Annotated in this window: 29 protein-coding genes and 2 tRNA genes; 20 read left to right on the forward strand and 11 right to left on the reverse strand. The window is 69.8% G+C overall.

The features are described from left to right. Positions 1 to 38 precede the first annotated feature (38 nt). Entirely contained in the window at positions 39 to 1532 is a 1494-nt protein-coding gene (locus tag Hrr1229_RS12370) for a bifunctional metallophosphatase/5'-nucleotidase (RefSeq protein WP_123112609.1), read from the forward strand. 502 nt (positions 1533 to 2034) lie between these two features. Here the strand turns inward: Hrr1229_RS12370 and Hrr1229_RS12375 are convergent. The 4 genes from Hrr1229_RS12375 to Hrr1229_RS12390 form a co-directional block, all read right to left on the reverse strand. Continuing rightward, positions 2035 to 2955 carry a bifunctional methylenetetrahydrofolate dehydrogenase/methenyltetrahydrofolate cyclohydrolase gene (locus Hrr1229_RS12375; RefSeq protein ID WP_123112608.1) on the reverse strand — a complete coding sequence of 307 codons (921 nt, stop codon included), beginning with the start codon at positions 2953 to 2955 and terminating at the stop codon, positions 2035 to 2037. 106 nt (positions 2956 to 3061) lie between these two features. Continuing rightward, complete coding sequence (locus Hrr1229_RS12380) at positions 3062 to 3886, reverse strand: aldo/keto reductase (protein WP_123112607.1); 825 nt, start codon at positions 3884 to 3886, stop codon at positions 3062 to 3064. Between the two features lie 59 nt (positions 3887 to 3945). Next, positions 3946 to 4635, reverse strand: a complete 690-nt coding sequence (locus tag Hrr1229_RS12385) for an HAD family hydrolase (RefSeq protein WP_123112606.1) — start codon at positions 4633 to 4635, stop codon at positions 3946 to 3948. Positions 4636 to 4737: 102 nt separating this feature from the next. Further along, on the reverse strand, positions 4738 to 4878 hold the full coding sequence (locus Hrr1229_RS12390) for a hypothetical protein (protein ID WP_176329410.1): 141 nt from the start codon (positions 4876 to 4878) through the stop codon (positions 4738 to 4740). A 121-nt stretch (positions 4879 to 4999) separates the two neighbouring features. On the opposite strand from Hrr1229_RS12390, the gene Hrr1229_RS12395 reads away from it, so the two are divergent. Further along, positions 5000 to 6139, forward strand: coding sequence for a CBS domain-containing protein (locus tag Hrr1229_RS12395; protein ID WP_123112605.1), 1140 nt, complete (start codon positions 5000 to 5002; stop codon positions 6137 to 6139). Between the two features lie 99 nt (positions 6140 to 6238). Here Hrr1229_RS12395 and radB read toward each other — a convergent pair whose 3' ends face one another. Further along, positions 6239 to 6946 (reverse strand): DNA repair and recombination protein RadB, encoded by a 708-nt coding sequence (radB, locus tag Hrr1229_RS12400; protein WP_123112604.1) that lies wholly within the window; start codon positions 6944 to 6946, stop codon positions 6239 to 6241. Between the two features lie 207 nt (positions 6947 to 7153). After that, the gene (locus Hrr1229_RS12405; protein ID WP_004046191.1) at positions 7154 to 7360 is read right to left on the reverse strand and encodes a cold shock domain-containing protein; all 207 of its coding nucleotides are present in this window, start codon (positions 7358 to 7360) and stop codon (positions 7154 to 7156) included. 181 nt (positions 7361 to 7541) lie between these two features. On the opposite strand from Hrr1229_RS12405, the gene Hrr1229_RS12410 reads away from it, so the two are divergent. From Hrr1229_RS12410 to Hrr1229_RS12435, 6 genes are all read left to right on the forward strand, one after another. After that, positions 7542 to 8237: an SCO family protein gene (locus Hrr1229_RS12410; RefSeq protein WP_123112603.1), complete on the forward strand. Its 696-nt coding sequence runs from the start codon at positions 7542 to 7544 to the stop codon at positions 8235 to 8237. Beyond that, the gene (locus Hrr1229_RS12415) at positions 8234 to 8779 is read left to right on the forward strand and encodes a TlpA disulfide reductase family protein (protein WP_123112602.1); all 546 of its coding nucleotides are present in this window, start codon (positions 8234 to 8236) and stop codon (positions 8777 to 8779) included. The genes Hrr1229_RS12410 and Hrr1229_RS12415 overlap by 4 nt, the downstream gene beginning before the upstream one ends. A gap of 64 nt (positions 8780 to 8843) precedes the next feature. Continuing rightward, positions 8844 to 9509 carry a cytochrome c biogenesis protein CcdA gene (locus tag Hrr1229_RS12420; RefSeq protein ID WP_123112601.1) on the forward strand — a complete coding sequence of 222 codons (666 nt, stop codon included), beginning with the start codon at positions 8844 to 8846 and terminating at the stop codon, positions 9507 to 9509. Positions 9510 to 9715: 206 nt separating this feature from the next. Next, positions 9716 to 10372: an AIM24 family protein gene (locus Hrr1229_RS12425; protein ID WP_123112600.1), complete on the forward strand. Its 657-nt coding sequence runs from the start codon at positions 9716 to 9718 to the stop codon at positions 10370 to 10372. Positions 10373 to 10387: 15 nt separating this feature from the next. Next, the gene (locus Hrr1229_RS12430; RefSeq protein WP_158606059.1) at positions 10388 to 10537 is read left to right on the forward strand and encodes a hypothetical protein; all 150 of its coding nucleotides are present in this window, start codon (positions 10388 to 10390) and stop codon (positions 10535 to 10537) included. Continuing rightward, entirely contained in the window at positions 10534 to 11397 is an 864-nt protein-coding gene (locus tag Hrr1229_RS12435) for a glycerophosphodiester phosphodiesterase (RefSeq protein ID WP_123112599.1), read from the forward strand. Before Hrr1229_RS12430 ends, Hrr1229_RS12435 begins: the two co-directional genes overlap by 4 nt. Positions 11398 to 11457: 60 nt before the next feature. Here Hrr1229_RS12435 and Hrr1229_RS12440 read toward each other — a convergent pair whose 3' ends face one another. Beyond that, complete coding sequence (locus tag Hrr1229_RS12440; protein ID WP_123112598.1) at positions 11458 to 12813, reverse strand: sodium-dependent transporter; 1356 nt, start codon at positions 12811 to 12813, stop codon at positions 11458 to 11460. Between the two features lie 200 nt (positions 12814 to 13013). Between Hrr1229_RS12440 and Hrr1229_RS12445 the strand changes: the two genes are divergently transcribed. After that, the gene (locus Hrr1229_RS12445; protein WP_123112597.1) at positions 13014 to 14435 is read left to right on the forward strand and encodes an NAD(P)/FAD-dependent oxidoreductase; all 1422 of its coding nucleotides are present in this window, start codon (positions 13014 to 13016) and stop codon (positions 14433 to 14435) included. A gap of 50 nt (positions 14436 to 14485) precedes the next feature. On the opposite strand, the gene Hrr1229_RS12450 is transcribed toward Hrr1229_RS12445, so the two are convergent. Continuing rightward, positions 14486 to 15607, reverse strand: a complete 1122-nt coding sequence (locus tag Hrr1229_RS12450) for a M24 family metallopeptidase (RefSeq protein WP_123112596.1) — start codon at positions 15605 to 15607, stop codon at positions 14486 to 14488. A 239-nt stretch (positions 15608 to 15846) separates the two neighbouring features. Here Hrr1229_RS12450 and Hrr1229_RS12455 point away from each other — a divergent pair. The 7 genes from Hrr1229_RS12455 (at position 15847) to Hrr1229_RS12485 (ending at position 18909) form a co-directional block, all read left to right on the forward strand. After that, positions 15847 to 15921 (forward strand) — tRNA-Val (locus Hrr1229_RS12455). A gap of 225 nt (positions 15922 to 16146) precedes the next feature. Continuing rightward, a complete protein-coding gene (phoU, locus tag Hrr1229_RS12460; protein WP_123112595.1) occupies positions 16147 to 16821 on the forward strand; it encodes a phosphate signaling complex protein PhoU in 675 nt (224 codons plus the stop codon). Positions 16822 to 16928: 107 nt separating this feature from the next. Next, on the forward strand, positions 16929 to 17327 hold the full coding sequence (locus Hrr1229_RS12465) for a thioesterase family protein (protein WP_123112594.1): 399 nt from the start codon (positions 16929 to 16931) through the stop codon (positions 17325 to 17327). A gap of 120 nt (positions 17328 to 17447) precedes the next feature. After that, a complete protein-coding gene (locus tag Hrr1229_RS12470) occupies positions 17448 to 17687 on the forward strand; it encodes a glutaredoxin family protein (protein WP_123112593.1) in 240 nt (79 codons plus the stop codon). Further along, positions 17684 to 18217 carry a cob(I)yrinic acid a,c-diamide adenosyltransferase gene (locus Hrr1229_RS12475; protein WP_123112592.1) on the forward strand — a complete coding sequence of 178 codons (534 nt, stop codon included), beginning with the start codon at positions 17684 to 17686 and terminating at the stop codon, positions 18215 to 18217. Before Hrr1229_RS12470 ends, Hrr1229_RS12475 begins: the two co-directional genes overlap by 4 nt. A gap of 133 nt (positions 18218 to 18350) precedes the next feature. After that, positions 18351 to 18629: a hypothetical protein gene (locus tag Hrr1229_RS12480; protein WP_123112591.1), complete on the forward strand. Its 279-nt coding sequence runs from the start codon at positions 18351 to 18353 to the stop codon at positions 18627 to 18629. 205 nt (positions 18630 to 18834) lie between these two features. Beyond that, positions 18835 to 18909: transfer RNA gene (locus tag Hrr1229_RS12485), tRNA-Val, on the forward strand. Between the two features lie 341 nt (positions 18910 to 19250). Here Hrr1229_RS12485 and Hrr1229_RS12490 read toward each other — a convergent pair. Further along, positions 19251 to 19436: a HalOD1 output domain-containing protein gene (locus Hrr1229_RS12490; protein ID WP_255212499.1), complete on the reverse strand. Its 186-nt coding sequence runs from the start codon at positions 19434 to 19436 to the stop codon at positions 19251 to 19253. A 461-nt stretch (positions 19437 to 19897) separates the two neighbouring features. Between Hrr1229_RS12490 and Hrr1229_RS12495 the strand changes: the two genes are divergently transcribed. From Hrr1229_RS12495 to Hrr1229_RS12510, 4 genes are all read left to right on the forward strand, one after another. Continuing rightward, positions 19898 to 21187, forward strand: coding sequence for an MFS transporter (locus Hrr1229_RS12495; protein WP_176329411.1), 1290 nt, complete (start codon positions 19898 to 19900; stop codon positions 21185 to 21187). An 88-nt stretch (positions 21188 to 21275) separates the two neighbouring features. Then, on the forward strand, positions 21276 to 21704 hold the full coding sequence (locus Hrr1229_RS12500; RefSeq protein WP_123112589.1) for a dCTP deaminase: 429 nt from the start codon (positions 21276 to 21278) through the stop codon (positions 21702 to 21704). Between the two features lie 195 nt (positions 21705 to 21899). Further along, a complete protein-coding gene (locus Hrr1229_RS12505) occupies positions 21900 to 23390 on the forward strand; it encodes a carotenoid oxygenase family protein (protein WP_123112588.1) in 1491 nt (496 codons plus the stop codon). A 68-nt stretch (positions 23391 to 23458) separates the two neighbouring features. Continuing rightward, a complete protein-coding gene (locus Hrr1229_RS12510) occupies positions 23459 to 24178 on the forward strand; it encodes an SDR family NAD(P)-dependent oxidoreductase (protein WP_123112587.1) in 720 nt (239 codons plus the stop codon). Between the two features lie 21 nt (positions 24179 to 24199). On the opposite strand, the gene Hrr1229_RS12515 is transcribed toward Hrr1229_RS12510, so the two are convergent. Next, positions 24200 to 24505 (reverse strand): putative quinol monooxygenase, encoded by a 306-nt coding sequence (locus Hrr1229_RS12515; protein ID WP_123112586.1) that lies wholly within the window; start codon positions 24503 to 24505, stop codon positions 24200 to 24202. 70 nt (positions 24506 to 24575) lie between these two features. Next, positions 24576 to 24830: a hypothetical protein gene (locus Hrr1229_RS12520; RefSeq protein ID WP_123112585.1), complete on the reverse strand. Its 255-nt coding sequence runs from the start codon at positions 24828 to 24830 to the stop codon at positions 24576 to 24578. Between the last annotated feature and the right edge of the window lie 81 nt (positions 24831 to 24911).

A 24911-nucleotide genomic window follows, 5' to 3' on the forward strand; every position in this document is an offset into this window, starting at 1 on the left:
TTTCTTAAGCGTCGCTCGCCCCTCGGCCCGCACATCGAATGGTCCGACTCGTCCACTACTCCGACATCGAGAACGTCTTCGACGCGCCCGCGCGAGCCGCCCGCCTCGCCGGTCGGATCCGGGCGCTCTCGGGCCCCGACGCCGCGGTGGTCGCCACCGGCGACACGACCGCGCCGGGCGTCCTCTCGCTGGTCGCGAGCGGGCGGCAGGTCCTCGACTTCTACGCGGCCACGGACACCCGGCTCGACACGTTCGGCAACCACGAGTTCGACTACGGGCCGGACGCGCTCCGCGGGCTCGTCGCCGACGCGCCCGCGACCTTCGTCTCCGCGAACGTCCGCGACGAGGCGGGCGAGCCCTTCGGCCGCGACGAGGGCGTCGTCCCGTGGACGACCCTCGAGATCGACGGCGCGACGGTCGGGTTCGTCGGCGTCACTGACCCCGCAACGGACTCGCTGAACCCCATGGCCGCCGAGCTCTCCTTCGACGACCCGGTCGCCGCCGCGCGCGACGCGCTCGCCGAGATGCGGACCGCGGTCGCCGAGCGCGGCGAGAGCGGAGGCACCGGCGCGGCCGCCCCCGGGCTCGACTACGCGGTTGTCCTCTCGCATCTCGGCGCGGGCGACGACGACCTCGCCCGCGCGCTCGACATCGACGCGATCCTCGGCGGTCACGTCCACAGCCGGCGCAACGAGGTCGTCGCCGGCACCCGGATCGTTCGGCCCGGCGTCAACGGCGAGACGGTCGCCGAGGTGGCGTTCGGCGGGGGCGCTTCGAGCGACGCGATGGCCGACGGGTCGGGCGACGGCGCGACGAACGACGCCGGAAGTCACGTCCCGGCCGCGACCCTCCACGAGCCCGACGGCGCGGATCCCGCGCCGGGGCTCGAGGCCGCCCTCGCGGAGCGGATGGCCGCGGCCGACCTCGACGAGACCATCGACGTCGTCGACGATCCCATCGAGCGCACCGGCGACGTGGTCCACGGCGGCGAGTGCCGCGTCGGGAACTTCGTCGCCGACGCGTTCCGGTGGGCCCACGACGCCGACGTGGGGCTCTCGAACGCCGGCGGGCTGCGACAGGGCGACCCGTGGGCGGGCGAGGTGACGAAGGCCGACCTGATCAGCCTGATCCCGTTCGAGGAGCCCGTGGCGCTCGCGTCGGTCACCGGCGCGGAGCTGCACGACGTGTTCCGCGAGATGGCCGCGCCCGACGTGGACTTCGGCGAGGACGACTGGTGGCACGGCCACGTCTCGAACGCCGAGGTCGTCTGGGACGCCGACGCCGAGCTCGTCCTCGAGGCCACCGTCGGCGGCGAGCCGATCGACCCCGAGGCGCGCTACACCGTCGCCGTCTCGGAGTACCTGCTCCACTCCGAACACGAGTTCCCGACGCTGGCGCAGCGCCACCGGATCGACGAGGCCGACATCCAGTACGAGGTGCTCGCCGCCTACGCCCGCGAACACGGGATCGACCCCGCGGTCGAGGGGCGCATCGAGATCCGGAACCGGGCCGCCACGGCCGACGACGACTGACGAGACCGCGACGACGACGGCCTATTTATAAATAGACGCGGCGGCGCGTGCCTGCGAGCGGGCTGTAAGCCCGCGAGCAGCGCGCGCGAGGGAGTCGGTCGCCCGGAGCAACGCGGAGGGGCGACCGACGAGGCTGGGGAGGTATGAGGCGCGGTGCGGTTGCGGTGGGAGGGAATCAAAGGGGCAGCCGTGAGGGCGAAGCACGGCGACGCAAGGACCGCAGGGAAGGAGCGAAGCGACTGACCGAGGACCGCAGCGAGCCGCGCGAGCCCTCGCGGCTGGGGCTTTGGAGGTGTTCACCGCAAAGAGACCAGTCACGTATCGCCGAGCGGCTGGGGCTTTGGCGGTGTTCACCGTCGGTTCTGCAGCAGACGTTTTTTAACCGAGCGGCTGAGGTTTTGGGAGAAATCATCGCTGACCCGTACTCGGCTATTTATAACTGACCGTCAACCACGTACAAACACCAACTGCAGCAATCCACCGAGCCCGCCGCCTCTCCGCCTCAGTCCAGATCCACGTCGACGTCGTGCTGGAGCCCGGCCGCCTTCACCGTATTATAAAGGAGCATCGCGCGCGTCATCGGCCCGACGCCGCCGGGAACCGGCGTGATCGCCCCCGCCACTTCGCTCGCCGACTCGTACTCCACGTCGCCCACCAGCTCGTACCCCTTCTCGGTGTCCGCGTCGACCCGATTGATCCCCACGTCGATCACCGTCGCCCCTTCCTTCAGCATCGAACCGTCGACGAACTCCGGGATGCCGGCGGCGGCGATCACGAGGTCCGCGTCCGCGAGCTTCCCTTCCAGGTCCTCGGTCCGGGAGTGACAGACCGTCGTGGTCGCGTTCCCGGTCGGCGCCTTCTGGATCAGGAGGTTCGCCATCGGCTTCCCGACGATATCTGACCGGCCGACGACGACCGCGTCGGCGCCCTCCGTCTCCACGTCGTACGCCGCGAGGAGCTTCTGGACGCCGTGCGGGGTACAAGGTTTAAATCGGGCGTCGCCCGCGACGAGCCGGCCGACGTTCTCCGGGTGGAAGCCGTCAACGTCCTTCTCCGGGGCGATCCGCCGGAGGACGCTCCGCCTGTCGACGTGGTCGGGGACCGGCAGCTGGACGAGGATGCCGTGGACGTCCTCGCGCTCGTTGAGGTCGTCGATGGTGTCGTACAGTTCCTCGGCGGGCGCGTCGGCGTCGATCTCGACGTGGACGCTCTCGATACCGACCTCCTCGCAGTCGCGCTGCTTCATCGAGACGTACGTCTCGCTGGCCGGGTCGTCGCTCATCAACACGGTGGCGAGCCCCGGGGTCACGCCCGCCGCCTCCAGCGTCTCGACGTGCTCGGTCACGTCGGCGCGCACGTCGGCCGCGACGGCCTCGCCGTCGATGATCGTCGTCGCGTCCGCGTCGTCGGTGCCTTCACTCATACTCGAACCGAGGGCGAGCCGATACAAAAGTGACGCGGGATCGTGTCGATCTCGGCGCTCCTGCCGCGATTTTTATACACGAAGCTGTACACACCGGCGTCGCGGGCTACTCCGGGAACAGCTCTTCCTCGCGCTCGACCGCGTCGATCGCGGCGATCTCCTCCGCGGTCAGCTCTAGCTCCGCGGCCGCGAGGTTCGCGCGGAGGTGGCGCTCGCTCGACGCCTTCGGGATCGTCACGACCGGTTCCTTCGCGGTCGCCCACGCGATCGCGACCGCCTCGGGCGTCGCGTCGCGCGCCTCCGCGACCTCGATCACGGCGTCGATCTCGCTCACTCGCCCGCCGGCCAGCGGCGAGTAGGCGACCACGGTGTAGCCGTGTTCCCGGGCGTGCTCCAGCAGCTCGGGCTTATAAAACAGCGGGTGCAGCTCGGTCTGGTGGGCCGCAAGCGGCGCGTCGAGGACCTCGATCGCGCGGTCCAGCTGGTCGAGTTCGAAGTTCGAGACCCCGACGTTCCGGACGAGCCCCTCCTCGACCAGCCGGTCGAGCGCGGGCAGCGTCGCCTCCGGGCCGTAGTCGCCCCGCGGGCGGTGGACGTACAGCAGGTCGATCGCCCCGACGCCGAGCCGATCGGCGCTCTCGCGGGCCGCCGGCCCCACGTCGTCGCCGGCGAGGTCGTCGATCCACAGCTTCGTCGCGACGGTCACGTCCTCGCGACGCACGCCGCCGCGGGCGAGATCTTCGCCGCCGGCGACGCCGTCGCCGTTCGCGTCGCTCGCGGCGAGCCCGTCGGCGAGCCCCTCGCCGACGACCGCCTCGTTGCCGTAGATCCGCGCGGTGTCGAGGTGACGGTAGCCGAGGGCGAGCGCGGTCGCGACCGCGTCGGGGTCGTCGATCCCCATCGTGCCGAGACCGACGGGCGGGAGGTCCATGCCCGACGCTGGGCCCGAGCGAAACAAAAAGCGTCCGGCTTCGCCCGGCTGAGGGCGGATCAGACCGGACCGCCGCGCTCCGCGTCCACCGGCGCCCGTCCGCAGATGCTCACGAGGTCGTGGAGGTCGTCGATCTCGTAGGTCGGCTGGCATGAGAGCTCGGTCGAGCGCCGGTGCGGTCGCCGCACGAACGCGGAGTCGATCCCGGCGTTGTCGGCGGCGCGTACGTCCGACTCGTTGTCGCCGACGAACAGCGCCGTCTCGGCCCCGAGGTCCTCCAGAGCGCGTTCGAGGTAGTACGGCGACGGCTTCTTCCGCGAGAGGCTGGCGATCGACGGCTCGCGCCCGTACGCCACATCGAACTGCCCCGCGAGGCCGAAGTGGCTCAGGATTGCGTCGACGGTCGCCTGTTGGTTCGAGGAGACAACGCCGAGCGGGGTGTCGAGGAACCGGAGCGTGTCGACGTCCTCGTACGGCGTCTTCCGTCCCTTCCGGGCCGCGTCGATCTGGGCGGCCGAGGCCAGCTCGTCGCGAACGCGCCAGAACTCCCCCGGGTCGACCCCATAGCGCTCGCAGATGTCGGTGAGGGTCGCGGGGTCCACGCCGACGGCGACGTCGTCCACGTGGGCGAGGTCGGGGTCCTCGACGCCGAGGCTCACGAACGCGTCCCAGGCGGCCTCCCGGAGCGTGTCGAACGAGGTCCGTCCGACGAGCACTCCGTCGTTGTCGAGGACGACGGCGTCGTACACGTCTCACCCTCGGTGGGTAACCGGCAAAAAGGTTTCACCGGCTCTGCCGCGGCGACCGGCCACCCGACCGAGAGCCCTCGGAGCCGGGCGGCTCGCGCGGTCTCACGCGCCCAGCAGCCGGAGGACGGCGCCGGCGATCAGGGCGATCGTCCCGGTGAATAGGCCGATGAACGGGATCGGAATCGGTACCGGGATCACGATGAGCAGGACTCCGATCGCGATCAGCGCCGTGGAGAGTCGCATACGCTTTTCTCGTCGGCCGCACGGAAATGGGTTCAGCTTGACTGACGAGGGACTCGATCTCAGCATCGAGCACGCCTCCCGCACTTTCAATACCCGGCGCGTCGAACGTCCGAACTGGACCATGAATATTGTTGATATCGCGGTGCCGGAGTACGTCGAGGTCGACGTCGATGAGCGACTCGCCAAGGTCCGGTCCATCTTCGAGCGCGAGAATCCGAAGGGGATCATCGTCACCGACGACGGCGAGTACGCCGGCGTGGTCGGGGAAAAACAGCTCATGCGCTCGCGCATGGAGGACGACACCAAGGTGTCGGCCGTCATGAAGCCCGCGCCCTCCGTCGACCGCCACGAGGACGTTCGCGAAACGGCCCGCCTCCTCGTCGAGGGCGACGTGAAGATCGCCCCCGTCTACGAGGGCGAGAAGCTCTACGGGATCGTCACGGTCGACCAGATCCTCGAGGCCGTCCTCGAGAGCCTCGACGCGATCACCGTCGGGCAGGTCGTGACCGAGGACGTCATCGGGATCAACGAGAAGGACAGCGTCGGCCGCGCGATCAACCGCCTGCGCGAGAACGGGATCTCCCGGCTCCCGGTCCTCGACGAAGACGGCCGGCTGGTCGGCGTCGTCACCACCAACGACATCGTCGAGTTCGTCGTCCGCGACCACGAGCGGCAGGGCAGCGGCGACCGCGCCGGCGACATCGACCGGATGCTCGACATCCCGGTGTACGACATCATGTCGAGCCCCGTCGTCACCGCGACGGCCGACGAGACCGCGGAGGCCGTCGTCGAACGGATGTTCGACAACGACATCTCCGGGCTCGTCGTCACGCCGGGCGACGCCGAGACCGTCGCCGGGATGGTGACGAAGACCGACGTGCTCCGCGCGCTCACGTTCACCGAGCAGGACTCGATGGACGTTCAGATCACCAACGTCGAGCTGCTTGACACGACCACCCGCGAGCACATCGTCGAGTCGATCGAGCAGGTCGCCGACAAGTACGCCGCGATGCACGTCATCCACGCCCACGTCCGGCTCCACGCGCACAAGGAGAAGCTCCGCGGCACGCCCCTGATCCAGTGTCAGATCCGTCTCCGGACCAACGAGGGCCAGGTCGGCGGCTCCGGCGAGGGGTACGGCGCCGAACACGCCTTCCACGTCGCGCTCGACAAGCTGGAGCGCAACGTCCTCGAAATCAAGGGCGTCAACGCCGACGAGGAGTACCGCGGCCAGCTGCTCCGCAAGCTCGGCGAGCTGTGAGCCGGTAGGACGGCGCTCGACGGCTCCGGCTTTTCACCGCGTCTTCTCGTCACTCTCCCGCTAAAACCGTCCGAGCGTGGCTGATCTCCGGCTTCCGGACTACGCCTCGGTGCCCTCGGAGAGCCCGTCGGCGACGATCCGGAAGGTGGCGGTGTCGCCGGCGGGCTTCGAGCGGTGCTTCTCCAGCGTCGCCCGGCGGTTCCCGCCGCGGAAGCGGTCGACGCGGACGATTGCGCCGGTCCAGTGGTTGAGCGTGTTGCCGCCGAGCGCGCGGTCGCGGTCGGAGTCGGGATCGGTGAACACCTGGTTCGTGATCACGACGGCGACGTCGTGACGCCGGGCCAGCGAGAGGAGGTGCGTCACCTGCTTGGCGACCTTCCGGAGGGACTCGCCGCCCTCCGTGTCGCCGGCGCGCTCCAGCCGGTAGAAGCCGGTCGCGGAGTCCAACACGATCAGCTCGACCTCCTCGGCGAGCTCCTCGGCGTCGCGGACCGCCTCGCGCTGGTCGTCGAAGTCGTACGCCTCCGAGATCACCAGCCGCGACGCGATCTCCTCGACCGTGTCGTCGACGGCGGGGTCGTCGGCTCTCCCCGCGGCCAGCTGCTCGAACCGGTCGATAGAGAGCCCCTCGGTGTCGATGTAGAGGGCGCGGTCGCCGCGGCCGGCGACCTCGACCGCCGCGGCCAGCGCGAGGTTCGTCTTCCCCGCCGCGGGCGGGCCGTACACCTGCGTGACGACGCCGCGCTCGAACCCGCCGCCCAACAGGTCGTCGACCGGCCGACAGCCGGTCGGGATCGGATCGCTCACTGTGAGTCGCCTTGCCCGCGCTCGTATTTAAACGGTCGATCGCCGCGGCTCGCGGTCGGCGACCGGGAGCGCGTGACTGTAGTTAACTGTCCAGGCGCGTCGCTCGTCGGGGTGAAATAAGCGTGAAAGAACGGAACGGTCGCCGGTCTCGGTGACCGGCGACGGGGTCCGGTAGTGCGTGCGGACGCGGCGTCCGCGGTAGAATCGTTAGTTGCGCGTCAGGTTCGTCGCGCGGGGTCCCTTGGGGGACGACTCGATGTCGAACTCGACCTCCTGGCCCTCCTCGAGGTCCGGGCCGCCGACGTCTTCCATGTGGAAGAACACGTCCTCGTCGTCGTCGAGATCGCCGTCGTCAGTCGAAATGAAACCGTAGCCGCCAGTGTCGTTGAAGAAGTCAACCTTACCGTTTGCCATTGCAACCAAACGTACAGGCCTTTCGGGGATAACGCTTGCGAGGGTCGTGGTACCATGACCATCCCGGCCGGTCGGTCGCCGGCGACCGCTGTGACTCTCTCGGGTACGGGCCGCCTGTGCTCATCGCGTGCCATCAGTCGCGAGGTTCATTTACGAGCGTCCGCGTAGGACGAACATACACATGGATCGTCGCACCTACCTGCGGTCGCTCGCCGCGACCGGCGCCGCCACCACCACCACCGCGACCGCCGGCTGTCTCGGCGTCCTCGGCGCGGGCGGCGCCGAGGGGACCGTCCTCGGCCCGCCGGAGCGGGACCTCAGCGAGGCGTCGCACCCGAGCTACGGCGACGAGATGCCACACATCACGGTTCCCGATCCGATCACGGGCGAGGAGGTGTCCACCGAGGGCCTCGAAGGCGAGCGCGCCGTCCTGTGGACCTCGTTTTACACCAACTGCCCCGACGGCGTCTGTCCCGCGCTCATCCTCCGGCTCCGGCGCGCACAGGAGTACGCCGCCGAGCAGGGGTTCGGCGACGAGGCGGCGTTCCTCGCGCTCACGTTCGACCCCGAGCGCGACACCGCCGAGGTGCTCCGCGAGTACGCCGGCCAGCGCGGCGTCGACCTCGGCGCCGGCAACTGGCACTTCCTCCGCCCGGAGAGCTACGAGCGGGGACAGGAGCTGATGGACGAGGAGTTCGGGCTCGTGATCGAGAAGCGGGACGCGGACGAGTACCAGAACATCGAGTACCGGTTCCCTCACGTCGGTATCATCCTCCTCGCCAACGAGGACGGGATCGTCGAGCGGGTGTACCCGAGGGGTCCCCAGACGGACGTCGAGCGGATCGTCGACGACTTCGAGCGGGTGGTCACCGCGTGAGGCGCCGCCACCTCCTCGCCGGGCTCGCGAGCGTCGGCGCCCTCGGCGGGGCCGGCGCCGTCGCGACCGGCGGCGTCCCCGACGCGCTCGGCGGCGGTGACGCGCCGGAGCCGATCGAGCCGGTGACGCTCGACACGATCGAAGCGCCCGGGAGCCGCGACGGCGACGTGACGCTCCCGGCCCCCGACCGCCCGACGTTCGTCGACTTCTTCGCGACATGGTGTAAGCCCTGCGTCGAGCAGATGCCCGACCTCGCGGAGGCCCACGACCGGATCGGCGACGAGGCGCTGTTCGTTTCGGTGACGCCTCAGGATGTCGGCGGCTCAGTGAGCGAGGAGAAGGTGGTCAACTGGTGGCGCGAGAACGACGGCGACTGGCTCGTCGCGGCTGACGTCTCGGCCGAGCTCGCCGCCCGACTCAACGTCGGCGGCTACCCGAGCGCGCGAGCCATCGACGCGACGGGGCGCGTCCGCTGGGCGACGTCCGGGACCCACACGACGGAGGAGTTCGTCGAGGGAATCCAGAAGGCGCTCGACCGATGACGGGACGCATCGACCGATCGATGACGGGAGGCGCCGACGGATCGGTGACGGGGCGCATCACCCGATGACCGACGTCTCGCTCGCGACCAACGTCCCGTTCGCCGTGACCGCGGGAGTCGCGACGTTCTTCTCGCCGTGCGCGTACCCGCTCTTGCCGGGGTACGTCGGCTTCTACGTGAACTCCGTCGACGCCGACGAGGCCTCGGTGACCGGGGCGGGGGTTCGCGGCCTCGCGGCCGCGGTCGGCGTGCTGGCGACGTTCACGTTGCTCGCGGGCGCGACGGTCCGAGTCGGGCAGTCGACGCTGTCGAACATCACCGTCTTCGAGACGCTCGTCGGCGGGCTGCTGGTCGTCTTCGGACTGCTCGTCGTCGCCGGACGGGCGCCCTCGGTCTCCGTCTCGCTGCCGAAGCGCCGGACGAGCGTCTTCGGGTTCGGCCTCTTCGGGGCGGGGTACGCGCTCGCCGGCGCGGGCTGCGTCGCCCCCATCTTCCTCGCCGTCGTCGCGCGCGCCATCGCGCTCCCCGACGAGGCCGCCCTCCTCGTCCTCTCGGTGTACGCCGGCGTCGTCGCGGTCCTGATGGCCGCGACGACCGTCGCGACCGGCGTGGGGCTGATCAGCAACGCCAACCGGGTGATGACCCACGCCGGGACCCTGAAGCGCGTCGCCGGCGCGGTGATGATCGTCGCCGGGATCGGCCAGCTGTACCTCTCGCTCGTCGTCTACTGAGGATCGACCGACGGTCGGCGAGAGGGTGGGAGGCGCACGCCGAGGGGGTAGTAGAGACGCGTTGAGGTGGCGACAGACGCCCACCGAGCGAGTGGCCGGGCCGCTCTACGAGTCGAGACCATGAACATTCATATCCGATAGCGAGGAAGTGTCACCCAGCCGAACCGGACGGCGAACGGCCGTCTATAAGGGTTCGGTCCCCGCTCATGAATCTCGATCAGTTTACAGCCGAGAACGCACCGACGGAGAGCGCGGAACCGTTCCAGCGCGAGAACAGCTACACCCTCGACGTTGACGTCGACGGCACGGTGATGGCGAAGGCCGGGTCGATGATAGCGTACACCGGCGACGTCTCGTTCACCGGGAAGGCGTCCGCGGAGGGCGGGCTCACCGGCTTCCTCAAGGAGGCGGCCACCGGCGAGGGGACGCCGATCATGGCCGTCGAGGGGCAGGGTCACGTCTACTTCGCCGACGGCGGCAAGAAGGTGCAGGTCGTCGAGCTCGACGCCGGCGAGTCGATCACGGTCAACGGCGAGGACGTGCTCGCCTTCGAGGAATCGCTCTCCTACGAGATCAGCACCATCGACAGCCTCGCCGGCTCGCTCGCCGGCGGCTTCAGCAACGTCTACCTCGAGGGGCCCGGCTACGTCGCGATCACCACTCACGGCGACCCGATCGTCTTGGAGCCGCCGGTCGCGACGGACCCCAGCGCGACCGTCGCGTGGGGCGGGACCTCCCCGAACGTGGAGGTCAACCGCAGCCTCTCCGACATGATCGGGCAGGAGTCCGGCGAGCGGTACCAGATGCGCTTCGACGACTCCGGCGGATTCGTGGTCGTGCAACCGTACGAGGAGCACGTCTGACCGAGCGTGTCGACGATGGCCGAAGGCGACGGCGAGCCGGCGGGCGATGCGACCGAGAGCGAGCGCGCTGACGACGCGGACCCGACCGGCCCGCTCGCGCGGGGCAAGACCGCGCTCACCGAGGCGGTGGGTCTCGTCGTCGACGCCGTGCTCGACGCGCTATGACCGACTCCGCGCGCTCCGAACCGACCCTGATCGCCCACCGCGGGTTCGCCGGCGAGAGCCCCGAGAACACCGTGGCAGCGGTCGAGCGGGCCGCTGGGGTCGGGAGTGCGGAGGGCGCCGACGGCCCCGCCGGCCGCCGGGCCGACTGGATCGAGGTCGACGCGGTGCCCACCGCCGACGGCGACGTGGTCGTCATCCACGACGCGGAGCTCTCCGGGCGTGACGGCCGCGGGCTCACCGACGCGACGGGCGTCGTCTGGGAGACGGACACCGCGACCGTCACCGGCGCCGAGGTGCTCGACAGCGGCGAGACCGTCCCGCTCCTCGCCGACGTGCTCGACGCGGTCCCCCCGGACGTCGGCGTGAACGTCGAACTCAAGAACCCCGGCCGGCGCGACCTCCGTCAGGGCGAGAAGCTCGCGGGGGACGCGCTCGCGGCGCGGACGGATGCGTGGCGGCCGTTCGCGGAGCGCGCGCTCGACGCGGTCGCGGGACACGGGAACGACCTGCTGTTCTCGTCGTTCTGCGAGGGGGCGCTCGCGGCGGTGCGGGAGCTGTCGTCGCGGCCGGTCGCCCCGCTGTTCGGAGCGTCGATCGCGGACGGGCTCGCGATCGCCCGCGAGCACGACGCGGCGGCGGTTCACCCGCCGGTCGACGCGATCCGCGGCACGCCGTTCTTCGACGCGGAGCGGTTCGGCGAGTCGCCCGAGAACGGAGCGCCGGACATCGTCGCCGCCGCGCACGACGAGGGCCGCGCCGTGAACGTCTGGACCGTCGCGACGTGGTATCAGGCCGACCGGCTCGCGGCGGCGGGCGTCGACGGGGTCATCGCCGACTACTCGACGCTGCTGCGCGACTGAGTCGCCCGCCGAGACGGCGGTCGATAGTTAAAAAGCGTTCGACAGTCCGGTGCGACTCGCTTATCGCGCGGCCAGCCACTCGGCGAAGTCGCCGGTGAGGAACCCGGCGTAGTCGACGATCCCGAGGTACAGCGAGACGATCACGACGATAACGATCGGGATCCGGACCGCCCAGATCCACGCGTCGCCGAGGCCGCCGATGTCGGCGATCCCCTCTCGTAGTTCCTCGCGGGCGATGTCCGGAATGACCCAGCCGACGAACAGCGCGAGCAGCAGCGAGCCGAGGACGAGCAGTATCCCGTCAGCGAGCAGGTCGTACAGGCTGAGGAAGATCAGGTCGATCGTGACCGGCACGCCGAGGAGGAAGACGGCGACGCCGAGCGCGACCGACGCCGGGATCCGAGCGACGCCGAGTTCGTCGATCAGGTAGGAGACGAGCACTTCGAGGATGCTGATCGCGGAGGAGAGCGCCGCGATCCCGACCATCGCGAAGAACACGACCCCGATGACGCGGCCGCCGGGGATCCCGGCGAACGCCGAGGTGAGACTCACGAAGATCGCACCGGGGCCGCCCGTTCCCGGTTCGATCCCGACCGTGAACAGAACGGGGAAGACGACGAATCCGACGAGGACGGCGACGAGCGTGTCGAGTGCGGCGATAACGCCGGCGTCCGACGCCAGATTCCGGTCCTCGCCGAGGTACGAGGCGTAGGTGATCATCACGCCCATCCCGAGCGAGAGGGTGAAGAAGGCCTGTCCAGCGGCGGCGGGCAGGATCTCGGTCCAGTTCGCCGCGATCGTTCCGAAGTCCGGCGAGAGGTAGTAGCTGTACGCCGCGCTCGCGCCGTCGAGGGTGAATCCGTAGGCGGCCAGCCCCAGCAGCAACACGAGGATCGCGGGCACCATCACCTTCACGCTCAGCTCGATGCCGCGCCTGACGCCGGCGGCGATGATCCCGATGACGAGCGCCATGAACACGGCGTGAAAGAGGAGCGTGTCGAGACCGGTGGAGACCGTTCCGAACAACGCCTCCGCCTCGGCCGGGTCGGTGATGGTGAACCCGTCGGTGAGTCCGATGAGGGTGTACCGGAGGAACCAGCCGGCGACGACGCTGTAGTAGGACAGGATGATGAAGCCGGTGACGACGAACAGCCAGCCGGCGTACGACCACGCGCCGCTACCGAGTTTCCGCAGCGCGCCGACGGGATTCCGTTCGGTCCGACGGCCGATCACGAACTCGACGAGGATCGCCGGGAACCCGATCAGCGCGACGAACGCCAAGTAGGTAATCAGAAACGACGATCCGCCGTACTGGCCGGTGATGAACGGGAACCGCCAGATATTCCCGAGCCCCACGGCGCTGCCGACCGCGGCGAGGATGAATCCCGCCCGCGTCGCCCATGTCTCGCGTGCCATCTGTGACCGGAGAAATTCCGTTGCGGTCTAAAAACGTGTCTTTCCGCCGCTGAGACTATTGTCAACGTCCGTGATGGTTCGGCGGGGCGATACGGGACCGAGGGCGCTCGGCGACGAGGGCGCGGTCGCCACGGCCGCCGCGTTCCGTTCGATCGGTCGGGGACCGTGAATTTAATAGCCGGAGGGTTACCTCACGGGATATGGAACGCGTAGACGTCGCTATCGTTGGAGGCGGTCCGGCCGGCGCCTCCGCAGCGCACGCGGCCGCGACCGGCGGCGCCGACGCCCTCGTCCTCGAGAAGGGGGTCCCGCGGGCCGACCGCGACCGGCTCGGCCCGGACTCGACGGACGCCGCGGGGATCTTGGACTACTGGGTCGACATCATGGGGATCCACCCCGACGAGTTCGACGACGGCGTCGTCCAGCGCGAGCTGAACCGCGCGGAGTTTCGCGGGCCCGACGAGGCGGCGACGCTCACCTCCACCGGCATCGAGTCGTCGTACGACGGGTTCGGCTACACCTTCCAGCGCGCCCGCTTCGACGACTGGCTCCGCGACCGCGCCGAGGACGCCGGCGCGGAGTACCGGACCGGCGTGTCGGTCCGCGGCGTCGACACCGACCTCTCGGTGGACCCGAGCGACGGACCGAACGGGGACGCCGGCCCGGACGGTCGCGGCGACCCCCGCCACGTCGTCGAGCTCGCCTCGGGCGAATCGGTCGGCGCCGACTTCGTTGTGCTCGCCGACGGTCCCCAACGCACCGTGACGAACCGCGTGCTCGACGAGTACCTCCCGGCGGACGCGGCCGCCTCCGAGCGGCTCGCCTCCCGGACGGCGAATCACATCGCGTACCAGGAGTACCGCCGCGTGCCCGAGGACGTGTACGAGGCGGTGAACGACGCCCTCGTCTTCTGGTGGGGCGTGATGCCCGGCGAGACGGCGTACCCGTGGATCTTCCCGAACGACGACCGCGTCTGTCGGATCGGGCTGACGATGCCCATCGGGCTCGATATCGACGAGTTCGACCGGGACGCCTACGCCCTGCTCGACTCCGACGACGAGTCGATCCCGCAGGGCGGCGAGTACATCCGGCGCCTCCTAGAATGGCAGTACGGCGACGAGTACGACGTGGAGGACGACTTCCCGCTCGTCGAGGACGCGGGCAAGCGGAACGGGACGGAGACGTACCCCATCTCCTCGACCCGCCCGATCGACTCGCCGACGGACGCCGGCGTCGCGGTCGTCGGCGGCGCGATGGGGACGACCTCCGCCTTCCACGAGGGCGGCGACCACGTCGCGGTCAGAACCGGGGCCATCGCCGGCGAACTGGCCGCCGCGGGCGACATGGCCCCGTACAACCGGCGCTGGAAGGAGGCGATCGGCGACGAGATCGTCCGCAACGTCACGATGGCCGACATGGTCGCCGACTACGACCCCGACGACTGGAACCGGATCATCGGCGCCGCGGACGCCATGCTGGCGGCCGAGACGGGCGACGGCCTCCTCGCGCAGCCGTACCGCTCGGGGTGGGAGTCGGTAAAGCTCCTGCTCGGCTACAAGTGGAACAAGCGGCGCGTCATGAAGGACTACGTCGGCATCGACGAGAGCGAGTACGTCTACTGACGCCGCGCGTTCGGTGCGGTCGGGGTTCCGTTGCCGGGTTCGGCCCTCGCTCACCGGATGACCGGCGCCGACAGCTCCCGCGTCTCCGTCGGGATCCCCGCGACGTCGACCGGCTCCACCTCGTGGGTCGGCCATTGGCCGGTTTTCGTCAGCGTCTCGGTGAAGTCGGGCGCGACGAGGTGGGTGTCCTCGCTTTTGGTCCCCCGCACGGTCGGATTCCACGCGTAGCCCATCGGTCGTCGGACCGGCTCGTCGCCGCCGGGCGCGGCGAACCACTCGCGGCCCGCGAACCCCGCCGCGCCGCCCTGGTGGTGCTCCCGCCACTCGTCGGCGAAGCCGACGGCGTCGTACGCCTCGCGGATCGCGTCGAAGACGTCGCCGGCGGTGTCGGGATCGTCTTCGCCCGCGAGATCGCCTTCCGCCGCGGCCTCGGTCGCCGCGAGCGCGGTCGCCTCGACGCGGGCCGCGGCGCGGTGGCGCTCCTCCAACCAGTCGGGGGCGTCGAAGGCGACGGTCCGTGTCAGGGAGGCGTACAGCCCCGCCCGCTCGGCGGTGACGGAGACGAGCGCGTAGTCGCCTAAGGTCGCGTCGCTCGGCGTGTAGTGGCGGAACCGCTGCGCGCGCTCCGCGCCGCCGACGAGCACGACCGGGGTGTCGACGTCGCGGGAGGCGAGCGAGATGTCGATCCCGGCGGCGACCTCGTACTCGGGGTCCTCGGGCTCGAGGTTGCGGCAGACGGTCTCGACGGCGGCGGCGGCCTCGCGGCCCAGCTCGCGGTAGCGTTCGACGTCGTCGTCGGTGAGCGGCTGGCGCAGCCGGCTCCCGTCGACGCGCTCGAACCCCGGCACGTCGAAGTCGGCGGCGGCGGGGGCAGGCGAGCGCTCGGCGACGGCCGTAGCCAGCGAGTCGGCGTGCCATGGGAACGATTCGACGGCGATCGCGTCCGGCAGCTCCTCGTCGGCGAGCCGTTCCGCTTCGACGTTGTCCGTGATCACGCGGAGCGCGCCGTCGTAGCCGGCCGCGGCCACCCCGACGTCGGTGTCGGCGTCGACGACGTTGTCGCCGCCGGTGAGCCACGCGAACCCGTTCGGCTTAGCGAACCAGACCGCTTCGAGCCCGCGCTCGTCGAGGTACGCGTCGAGTCTGTCGGTGCGGGCGGCGAGATCGACCATACCGATCGGCTCTCGTCCATCAAGTAAAAGCGGTCGAAAGGCCGCCGCGAGGGACGCGTCGCGGCCGTCGCGCTCGGTCACCGTGCGGCCCGTCGCAGCCGGCGGGGTCGGTCACTGCACGGCCCGTAATCGCCGCACGCGAGCGTCGGTCGATCGAGGGACCGCGTCCCGCCGCCGTCCGAAACGAAAGGTTCAATTATATCCCCCGGATACGACGAGATGCGTCAGTAAGCCCCCTCGGGTTGGTAGTCTAGTCCGGTTATGACACCTCCTTGACATGGAGGAGGCCGGCGGTTCAAATCCGCCCCAACCCACTTCTGACTTCTCGCACCGACGATCGACGGCGAGCGGAGCGACCGACTCGGTCTGGGATCGATTTATAAGTGATCGGCTCGACCGCTCGGCGTCTTCGTCGGCCGCCCAGCGTCCCGCGGTGAGACTGCCCATTCGGGTTTTTTGTGACGTGCGATAGCGTCGAAACCGACCGATCGGTCGGCGACGTGTTTTTATACGTCCGGTGAGGCGGATCCGCTAAGACGATGCCACGAGAACAGTACCAGTCGAAGCTGGAGAAGCTCCGCGACGACGTGCTCTACATGAGCGAAGTGGTCGCGGAGCGGCTCAAGATGGGACTCGACGCCTTGGAGCGGCAGGACGGCGAGCTGGGCGAGGAGGTCATCACCGGCGACGCCGAGATCAACGACCTCTACCTCGAGCTGGAGGGCCAGTGCACCGACCTCATCGCGCTCCAGCAGCCGGTGGCGGGCGACCTGCGCTTCATCGCGGCCTCGTTCAAGATCATCACCGACCTCGAACGGATCGCGGACCTGGCGACGAACCTCGGGGAGTACGCGAAGCAGGCCGACCGCGAGGTGTTCCCCGACGTCGACGTCCAGCGCATCGGCGACGACACGCTGGCGATGTTAGAGGAAGCGATGCAGGCGTACGCGGAGTCCGACCCCGAGCTGTGTCACGCCGTCGCCGAGGCCGACGACGAGATCGACGCCGCCTGCGAGGCCGCGAGCGACCTCGTCGTCCGCGACCTCATCGAGCGCGACGAGCTCCGCGAGGAGGCGGACGTGGAGGGGACGATGCAGAACGTCTCGCGGCTCCTCCTCACTATCCGTGACCTCGAACGCGTCGGCGACCACGCCGTCAACATCGCGGCGCGCTCGCTGTACATGATCGAGAACGACGACGAGCTGCTGTACTGACGGCGTCCCCTCCTTTTAAAAACCGCCGCGGGGACGCGACCTATCCCGCCGCCGGGAGGCGCGGCCGATCCCGACGCCTACATACCGCCTCCCGCGGAGACCCGTACATGAGCACGTACACGACCGAGATCGACATCCGGTTCCGCGACATCGACGCGATGGGCCACGTCAACAACGCCGTCTACGCGACGTACGTCGAACAGGCCCGGACGGAGTACTTCCGAGACGTCCTCGACGCCGACCTCTCGCGGGTGTCGACGGTGTTGGCGTCGCTCTCGCTCGACTTCCGGCGACCGGTCGAGCTGACGGACGGGGCCGTCGCGGTCAAGCTCGACGTCGCGGAGCTCGGTCGCTCCAGCGTGACCATGACCCACGAGCTGCGCGTCGACGGGGAGCTCGTCGCCGAGGGCGAGGCGACGCTGGTCAGCCTCGACCCCGACTCCGGGGAGCCCGCGCCGGTCCCGCCCGCGTTCCGCGAGGGGATGGCGTCGTACCACGAGTTGTAGCGTCTCGCGGGCCGCGCACGTCGCGAACGGCGGCCGCTCGCCTGCCCGCCTACCGTCCGGCCGGCAAGCAGCCGTCAGCGACACCGTACCTTCTTGCCGCCGCGCGCCGATCGATCGCGTATGGCAGTCCGACTCTACGCGCTCGACGGGTGTCCGTGGTGCGAGAAGGCGTCCGACGCGCTCGACGAGGCCGGGATCGAGTACGAGACCGAGTGGGTCGACGCGCTCCACTCCGACCGCGACGAGGTGAAGCGGGTCAGCGGCCAGCGCGGCGTTCCGGTCCTGATCGACGAGGACCGCGGCGTGACGATGTCCGAGAGCGCCAACATCGTGAAGTACGTCGAGCGGACCCTCGCATGACCATCTACACCGGACGCGGCGACGAGGGCGACACCGACCTCCGAGACATGAGCCGCGTGTCGAAGTCCAGCCCGCGGATCGAGGCGTACGGGACCGTCGACGAGGCGAACGCGCTGATCGGGACCGTGCGCCCCACGGGTCACGACGATCTCGACGAGCTGCTGGAGACGGTCCAGAACCACCTCCACGTGGTGCAGGCGGACCTCGCGAACCCGGACCCGGACCCGGACGACCCGCAGGTCGAGCCCGAGCTGGTCGAGGCCCTCGAAAACCGGATCGACGCCTTCGACGAGGAGCTGGAGCCGCTGACGTCGTTCGTCCTGCCCGGCGGCGGCGAGTCGGGCGCGCGCCTCCACCACGCCCGGACGGTGACTCGCCGTGCGGAGCGCCGGGTCGTCGAGCTCGCGCGCTCCGAGCCGATCAACGAGACGGTCGTCTCCTATCTCAACCGCCTCTCCGACCTGCTCTTTACCCTCGGCCGGGTCGCGAACGCGCGCGACGGCGAGCCCGAGGAGTCGCCCTCGTACTGACGCGCATCCGCGGCTTTCTCCGACTCGTCCCGCAAATCGAACGGTGAGCGGCGCCCAGCGAGTGGTGACGCTCCGATCCTGTCGTCGCGGCGCAGCCACAAAGAATATATCCGTCCCCTTCCAAAGGACAGATATGAGTAAGCACTTCGAAGACGCACGGTACTACCTCGGACGCGCGGCGGAACACGCGAAGGCGGGCGTGAAAGAGGAGCTGGAGCCGGTCGAGGCGCGCGTGAAAGAGCTCGTCGGCCGCGGCGAGGACGAGCCGGAGCCCGAGGCGTCGCGACTCGACAAGCTCCAAGCCGACCTGAAGAAGCTTGAGGAGCGCGCGGAGGGCGAGGCACGCGAGGCGGTCGCCTCGGCCCGAGCGCGCGTGAAAGAGTACCGCGGCCACGACGCCGCCGAGGAATAGGCGCTCAGTTCCCCTCCGGTCTCCCGCTCTCCCTCCCGGTAGCGACGCGCTCGGCGGCCGACACCACGGCGCCGTCGATCCCTTCCGGCTCGAACGGCCAGCGGGGACGGCCTGTGGGTCACGGGCGGGCCGTGACGCGCTCGGCCGACGAAGCCCCGCGACAAAGTAACCCTTAAGTCCCGACATCGGATACCTCGACACGAGCGGGCTGGTGGTCTAGCTAGGTTATGACGGCTCCTTCACACGGAGCAGGCCGGCGGTTCGAATCCGCCCCAGCCCATTTCTGTCGACGCCGCAATCGCGAGCGACAGCGAGCCGAGCGACCGCGGTTCGAATCCGCCCCAACCCAGACGCCCACCGCGTTCGTGTGAAGTGGTAACGCCCATGGCGGGGAGGTTCTCGCCTTGCCCACTCGGTAATTCGCTAAGTCACCGGCGACTTCCAGTCCGACGTTCGCCGCCGACTGCAACGACGGGGTATCCGGTCGATACCAAAAACGGCCGCCGATGCGGGCATACGCGCCCGCCGTCCGCTATCGACGTCTCCCTGCCGACCGCCCTCGATCCGCGGGGCGAGGGCGCTCCCTTCTAGGCTGCCCCGGCTGCCTATCGGAAGGCGTCGTCACGCGTCGTCGACGATGACGCACCCGTCGCTACGGACGGTCACGTCGTAGCCCACGTGGGCGAACGAAACCGTCACCGGACTCGAGTCGGATGCGCTCATACAGAGGTCGTTGAGCGACTCCGGGTCGACCGTCTCGGCGAGGATCGGAATCTCGTCCGTATCGACGTCTTCGGCGTCGCTCACCGCCTTAATGACACCGACCACGGGAGATACGTCGCTCCAGTCGTATCGTCTGCTGACGAGAGGGCTGCTGCTCATGTTATTGATCGGTCGATCCGGACGGGGAAACTGCCAATCTGCGCGTAATTCGTCTCATAATAGGTGTAATTGAAATTAGTCGAACATAGGTTTGACGGATCCGGCTTGATCTTCGAGGATTCCCGTCGGTAGTCGACCCTGCCCGGGACGACGGGGACCGGGTGATCGGGCAGGGTCGCGTTTCCGGTGATCGGTGGGGAGATTGAGAGCGATCTCCGGCTGATCAGCGACGGCACCAGAGGGTGAGCCCGCGGCGTCGCGGCGAGACCGCTGCGGAGCGCGCCGAGGCGGTCTCGATTCGGGCCGCCCCCCGTCGAATCCAGCAGCCCCCGCCGGGTCTCTCGGCCTTTTATACGCGTGTCTGCTAACACCGACCCGCTCGGGCCATGGCCCTCGGCAACTCGGTGCGCCTCCTGCGCGACGCGGAGTTCGCGTCGCTGGCCGGCACCGCCTTCGCGCGCAGTCAGGCGTACTCGACGATCCTCATCGCGCTGGCGCTGTACGCGGATCTGTTCGGCACCACCGGGTTCGTCGAGGGCCTGTTCGGCACCGCCTTCGCGGTCGTCCAGCTGGTCGTCGTGCTCCCGCTCGGGCGCGCGGTCGACACCGGGAACGCGAAGCGGTACCTGCTCGCCGGCTTCCTGGTCAACGTCGCCGTCTTCGTCGGCTTCGCGTTCGTGAGCAGTCCGGTCCACGTGATCCTGGTCCGGATGGTGCAGGGCCTCGGCGCGAGCCTGCTGTGGATCACGGGCACGACGGTCATCGGCGAGATCAGCCCCGACGACGACCAGGGGCTCTGGCTCGGCTCGTACAACCAGTTCGCCTCCGTTTCGTCGCTCGCGGGCGACCTGCTCGGGGGATACCTCCTGTACGCCTACGGGTTCACCGAGGCGTACGCGGTCCTCTCGCTGTTCACGCTCGGCGCGTTCCTGCTGGTGTGGCGCTTTCTGCGCGACAACCCCGGCGGGCGGACGGACCCGGCGGAGGCCGGCGGGGTCGAGACGTTCCGGTCGCTGCTCGCGCTCCCGATGCTCCGGTCGCTGGTCGTCTTCCGGTTCACGTTCAGCGTCGGCAAGATGGCCGTGATCATCTTCCTCCCCATCTACGCGCGGACGGCGTTCGGCATCTCGGCGTTCGCCATCGGCTGGATCATGGCCGGCGGGAAGGCGACGAAGGCGGTCACGCAGGGATTCGTCGGCGGGCTCACCGACCGGTACGGCCGCCGCCACGGGTTCGTCGCGCTCGGCGCGCTGCTGTACGGCGTCGGCACCGCGGCGGTTCCGCTCGCGGCGTACTTCGAGGGGACGGTGACGCCGGTGACGGTGTCGTACCTCGGCGACTCGCAGACGCTCGGGGGCGCCTTCTTCGCGCTGTTCGGCGCCTACTCGCTGCTCGGCGTCGCCGACTCGATCCGCCTGCCGGCGAGCATGTCGCTGTTCGTCGACGAGGGCGAGCGCCGCGACTCGGTCGCGAGCGCCATGTCGCTGCGCTCCATCTCCTGGAAGGTGGGACAGGTCGTCGGCCCCGTCATCGTCGGGACCACGATGGACTTCACGACCACGGAGACCGGGTTCCTGCTCGCGGCCGGGTTCATCGCCTTCGCGACGACGCTGTTCGTTCTCCAGGCCCGCCGCGCGGCCGCGACGGGGGTCCCGGCGGGCCGGACCGCCGACTGAGCCCCGCAGGGCGTCGCTCCCGCGTCGCCGAGCGCCCCGCCGGGGCGGCCACCGGTATTTAGGGACTTCGCGGCCTACCGGCTCCCCGATGTCGGGATACGCCAAATACGTCGACGGGCTCGTGCACGAACAGACCCAGACCGAGGGCGACGGCGTCGACCTGACGGTCGCCGAGGTGTACGAGCTCACCGGACCGGGACGCGTCGACTTCGGCGGGGGCGAGCTCGAGGCCGCCGCCACCGAGCCGCACGAGCGCGAGAAGCGCTCCCCGGACGACGAGTACGGGTGGTGGTCGCTCGACCCCGGCACGTACCTCGTCGAGTACAACGAGTCGATCGCCGGGGGCGACCTGCGGCTCACCGTCCAGACGCGGGACGCCCTGCTGGAGCGGGGCGCGTTCCACCCGACGCTTCACGTCACGTCGCTCCCGCGGGTCCCCCTGTCGGTCGGCGGGGACGGGATCCGCATCAAGGAGAACGCTCGCATCTCGACCGTCGTCGACGCCGACCCGGCGTGAGCCGTCAGCGCCAGCGTGAGTCGTCCGCGCCGGCGCGAGTCGTCCGCGTCACCGTCGACGGCGACCCGACGTGAGCCGTCCACGCCGGGTCACCGTCGACGGCGACCCGACGTGAGCCGTCCACGCCGGCGTCGGCGGCTCGATCCGCCTCGCGCCGCCGTCAGACCTTAGCCCGCCGCGCCCGCGGGATCTGCCATGGACTCGCACACCGGATTCCACTCGCTCCGCGAGGAGACCGCCGCGTCGCTTCCGGTGCGCGGCGACCTGCCCGCGTGGCTTCGGGGGAGCCTGATCCGGAACGGTCCCGGGGCGTTCTCGTTCCCGGACGGGAGCGACGTCGACCACTGGTTCGACGGGCTCGCGATGCTGTACCGGTTCACGTTCGACCCGGGAGACGGCGCCGGATCGGTGACGGGAGGCGACACCGACGTCGTCCACTACCGCAACCGCTTCCTCCGTTCTGACGCGTACGAGGCGGCGACGAGCGGCGAGTTCGAGGGCGGCTTCGCCACCGGCGAGACGACGCTCCGCTCGCGGCTGGCGACGTTCCTCGCCGAGCCGTACGACAACGCGAACATCGTCGCCGAGCGGGTCGGCGACGCGTACGTCGCGCTGACCGAATCGCCGCGCGGCGTCGGCTTCGATCCGAACACGCTCGAAACGACGGGTCACGTCGACCGCGACGGCGACGCCCCGAGCGGCCAGCTCTCGTGTGCGCACTTCAAGCGCGACCCGGCGACGGGCGCGCTCGTCACCGTCGACACCGAGTTCGGGCGCGCGAGCCGGTACCACGTCACCGCGTGGACCCCGGAGGGGGACCGGCGCCACGTCGGCAGCGTCGACACCGACCGGCCGGCGTACATGCACAGCTTCGCGCTCACGCCGCGGTACGTCGTGTTGACCGAGTTCCCGCTCCGGCTCGACCCGCGCCGGTTCCTGAAGCCGGGCCGGCAACCCCCGTTCATCGAGCAGTTCGAGTGGGAGCCCGAGCGCGGGACTCGGATCGTCGTGCTGGACCGGACGACGGGCGACGTCGTCGCGGAGCCGACCGCGGACCCGCTGTTCGGCTTCCACCACGTCAACGCCTTCGAACGGAAGGGCGGGGCGGAGATCGTCTTCGACCTGGAGACGATCCCGGACGCGACCGCGATCGACTCGCTGTACCTGGAAAACGTCCGCGCCGGCGAGATGGGCGCCATGGCCGGTCGGATCGACCGGTTCACGGTCGATCTCGGGACGACGACCGGAGCGGGGAGGTACGCGGGCGGCGACGCGACGGTCTCCCGCGAGACCCTCTACGACGACGGCAGCGCGCTGCCGACCGCGTCGCCCGCGCGGTGGTGTCGCGAGCACCGGTACGTCTACGCGATGGGCATGGACACCCCGGTCACCGAGTGGGCCCGACGCGTCGTGAAGCTGGACGCCGAGGCGGGGACCGTGGAGACGTTCGACGCGGGCGGCGACTACTTCGGCGAGCCGATCTTCGTCCCGGCGCCCGACGGCGAGCGCGAGGACGACGGCGTCGTGCTGACGGTCGCACTCGACGTCGACACCGAGCGCTCGCGCCTGCTCGTCCTCGACGGCGAGACGTTCGCGGAGCGCGCCCGAGCGACGCTGCCGTACGCGCTCCCGTTCGACTTCCACGGCCGGTATTTCCCGGAACTCCGCGCGGCGTCGGGCGGGTGAGGTCGGACCGCGGTGACGCCCGCCGCCGGAGCGACCACCGTTTTCACCCGGCGGTCCGTAGCGCGGGTATGACTCGCACGGCAGTCGTCGCCGGGGTCGGTCCCGGACTCGGGGAATCGCTCGCGCGGAAGTTCGCGGCGGAGGGCTGTCGGGTGGCCCTCTTCGCCCGCTCGACGGAGTACATCGAGGAGCTCGCGGCCGACCTCCCCGACCCCGGTGAGGGGCTGGCGGTCACGACCGACCTGACCGACGTCAGGGCGATCCGGGACGGTTTCGAGACGGTGCGCGAGGCGTTCGGACCGGTGGACGTCCTCGTCAACCACGCGAGCGCGGCGTCGTGGACCGGGCTCATGGACACGAGCGTCGAGGAGTTCGAAGAGGCGTGGGCGGTCAACGGGCGCGGCGCGTTCGTCTGCTCGCAGGAGGCCGTCGACGACATGCTCGAGACCGGCGGCGGCACGGTGATCTTCACCGGCGCGACCTCGGCGGTCCGGAGCCGCGGCGGCGCGATCGGGTTCACGGCCGCGAAGTTCGCCGCCCGCGGGATGGCGATGGACATCGCGCAGGAGTTCGGCGGCGACGGCGTGCACGTCGCGCACGTCGTCATCGACGGCCAGATCGACTCGCCCGGCGCCCGCGAGCGCGACCCGGACCGCGAGGCAGAGACGTTCCTCGATCCCGACGAGCTGGCCGAGACGTACTGGCACCTGGTCGAGCGGGACGACGTCGGGACGCAGCCGTTCGAGGTCCACGTCACGAACGGGCCGAACCCCTCGGAGTTTATTTAAAAAAGGGCCGCGAGCCCTCCGTCAGAGCTCCAGTTCGTCCGCCGACTCGATCTCGAACCGAGTGACCTCCGGCTCACCGGCGAGGAGGTCGGGGAGCGCCGCCTCGAACGCTTGGAAGTGGTCGGTCTTGGAGTGCGCCTCGAAGGCGGCCTCGTCCTCGTACCGCTCGAAGAACCGCACCACGTTGGGGTCGTCGACGTCGGTGGTCGGTCGGTACTCGATCATCCCGGGCTCGGCGCGAGACTTCTCGGCGAGCTCGGCGATCAGATCGAGCGCCTCGTCGCGCTTGTCGGGGTCGAGCGGGAAGACGGCGTGGAGAACTATCATCGCGGTCGTCGTTGGTCGACCGCGAGTAATAAAAGGAGGCTCGATTGCCGTTCCGTTCGACTCGACGGAATCACTGCTTGCGGTGCGGTGCCGATAACGGGTCCCGATCGCTGAGGACCGAGTCACGCATGTCGGGCCCGGAGATGTGACTGACGCCGACTATCAGCGAGATGGTCATGAGCGCTAACAGCCCCGCCACGGCGAGGAAGAACCCCGTCACGCCGATGGTGACGAGGAGCGACACCCCCAGTAGCTCACCGCTGATCGCGACGAGGAACGCGAGTACCGTGAGTCCGAGCGCTCGGTCTTGAGATTTCGTTGTCATCTGTATCACTTGTACCCGAACGGAGTTAAGTCGCACCCGACACCTGCCGTTATGTCTCACGTTGCCACACGGCACAAAGTC

The sequence above is a fragment of the Halorubrum sp. CBA1229 genome (genome assembly GCF_003721435.2).
Lineage (GTDB): Archaea > Halobacteriota > Halobacteria > Halobacteriales > Haloferacaceae > Halorubrum.